Origin of the sequence: Endozoicomonas sp. ONNA2 (assembly GCF_024606365.1) — a bacterium.
GTDB lineage: Bacteria > Pseudomonadota > Gammaproteobacteria > Pseudomonadales > Endozoicomonadaceae > Endozoicomonas.
This window is the reverse complement of record NZ_JAHHPO010000872.1, coordinates 1-1,920: the sequence shown is the minus strand read 5'-3', so window position 1 is coordinate 1,920 and position 1,920 is coordinate 1. Positions and strand designations below refer to the sequence as shown.

General features: G+C 59.1%; 2 protein-coding genes. Both read left to right on the top strand.

What is annotated here, in order from left to right; translation table 11 throughout:
* Positions 1 to 116: 116 nt before the first annotated feature.
* Positions 117 to 1,382 carry an ankyrin repeat domain-containing protein gene (locus KDK14_RS15530; RefSeq protein ID WP_257266084.1) on the top strand — a complete coding sequence of 422 codons (1,266 nt, stop codon included), beginning with the start codon at positions 117 to 119 and terminating at the stop codon, positions 1,380 to 1,382.
* Complete coding sequence (locus tag KDK14_RS15525; RefSeq protein WP_257266082.1) at positions 1,369 to 1,896, top strand: ankyrin repeat domain-containing protein; 528 nt, start codon at positions 1,369 to 1,371, stop codon at positions 1,894 to 1,896. Before KDK14_RS15530 ends, KDK14_RS15525 begins: the two co-directional genes overlap by 14 nt.
* Positions 1,897 to 1,920: the final 24 nt, after the last annotated feature.

Here is a 1,920-nt window from a genome sequence, read left to right as displayed (position 1 = left end):
GTCCGGGAAAATGCCGTCGCCCGCCACCCGCTGCCCGCAAAAGCACAAGTGGTTCCAGCTTTTCGGGTAGCGGGTAGCGTCTGCAGAAATGTCGAAGTTATTTCAGGACAGTTCCTATGAAAACCATTAATAGCACGACAGCCACCGCCCCACCCCTACTATGCGGCATCTGCCGTGAAAGCAGTGTGTACAAGTTTGGACCACGGGAGATGGTCACCACCGCCTGCCATCACCCTTTTCACTTGCAGTGCATTACCCGCTGGCTTGATCAACAATCCCTGCATGGACGAAACTGCTATGTGTGTCAGCAACCGGCAGTACCTCTGATTCGTCAGGCTTCGGTGGGATTTCGCTTGCCCGGCAAATATTGTGAGGCAGAACCGCTTCAGGCATGCAGAACGGGTGATCTCGAGACCCTCCAGACGTTTTTGCAATCCTTTCCGGATATTGTTCTCCACCCCTTCAAGTCGGCGGTTACCGGTAATAACGTGTTCTTGCTGTCCGTCGCCGCCAGCCATGGCCATGAGCAGATTGTCAAAACCCTGAAGGCGGCCGGCGCAAACCCCGACATCGCCGGTAAGGACTGCGCTCCGCCGCTGTATATTGCCGCTCTGAAAGGCAATGCCCATATGGTCGGCCTCCTGCTCAGTCTTGGGGCTGCCCCCGACACTGCCTTCCAGCATCATGCAACTGCCCTGCATATTGCCGCCGAACAAGGTCATGGTGAGGTGGTAGACGCCCTGTTTGAGGGCGGGGCAAATCTCAATGCCATCCTGAAGCACGGCGAAACGCCGCTGTTTCTGGCCGCCCGCGCTGGCCACGCCGAGGTGGTTGCCACGTTGCTCAAGTGTGGTGCCAATCCTGATGCCTGCTGCCAGGACGGCTCAACGCCCCTGTATGTTGCCGCCCAAGAAGGCCGGGAAGCCTGTGTGGAAGTGCTGCTGGTCAACGGCGGGTCTCCTGGCCAGGCCAGCAAGAGTGGCTGGACCCCACTGCTTGTCTGTGCCTACCAGGGCCATGCAACCATCGCACAACTGCTGCTGGATGCCGGGGTGCATCCCAATGAGGCCCTTGGGGACGGGACCAGCCCGCTCCATCTTGCCGCCCGCCGGGGCCAAAGTCAGTGTTTGCAGACACTGCTCAACGCCCCCCGGACCGATCCAAATGCTACCACGGATAATGATGGCTGGACGGCACTGCACATGGCCGCCAGCAGTGGTTATGAAACCTGTCTGCAGCTGTTGGCGGAGGATACCCGGACCCGGCTCAATGGGATCAGTAACGATGGCTATACGGCCCTGCACCTGGCGGCGCGTTCAGGCTACCTGGTGATTGTACTGGCCCTGATCAACAGTGGCGCAGACCGTGATGCTGCCTGTTAAAGATGGCACTACTGCCCTGCATCTTGCTGCCCGGCACGATCGCGCCAGCATCGCCGGGGCCCTGGTGGAGGCACAGGCGAATATTGAGGCCCGACTGGTTACCGGTGAAACCCCCGTGTTCATCGCCGCCCATTATGGCAACGAGGAGTGTATGGTGACCCTGATCAAGGCCCGGGCAGATATCCATGCTGCCCGCAATACTGGCGAAACACCGCTGTTCAGTGCCGTCCAGCACGGACTTTTTTCAATCACAGAGTACCTGGTCGCCAGCGGAGCAAAAGTCAACATTACCGCCATGAACGGCCTGACGCCTTTACACATTGCCGCAGAGCGGGGCTTCCGGGACATCGCACAGGCCCTGATAACCAATGGCGCTGACCCCGGGGCTGTGGCTGATGACGGCTCGACGCCCCTGCATGTCGCCACCCGGCATGGGCAATTGAGTGTCCTGCAGGTTCTGCTGGCCCAGAACACGGCAAATACGTTCCTGATTACCACTGATCGTACGTCATGAATCAGCTGCTATAATAAACGTCGA

Coding starts and splice junctions, on each gene's coding strand:
- KDK14_RS15530 (WP_257266084.1), top strand. CDS start 117: ATGAAAACCATTAATAGCACGACAGCCACCGCCCCACCCCTACTATGC.
- KDK14_RS15525 (WP_257266082.1), top strand. CDS start 1,369: ATGCTGCCTGTTAAAGATGGCACTACTGCCCTGCATCTTGCTGCCCGG.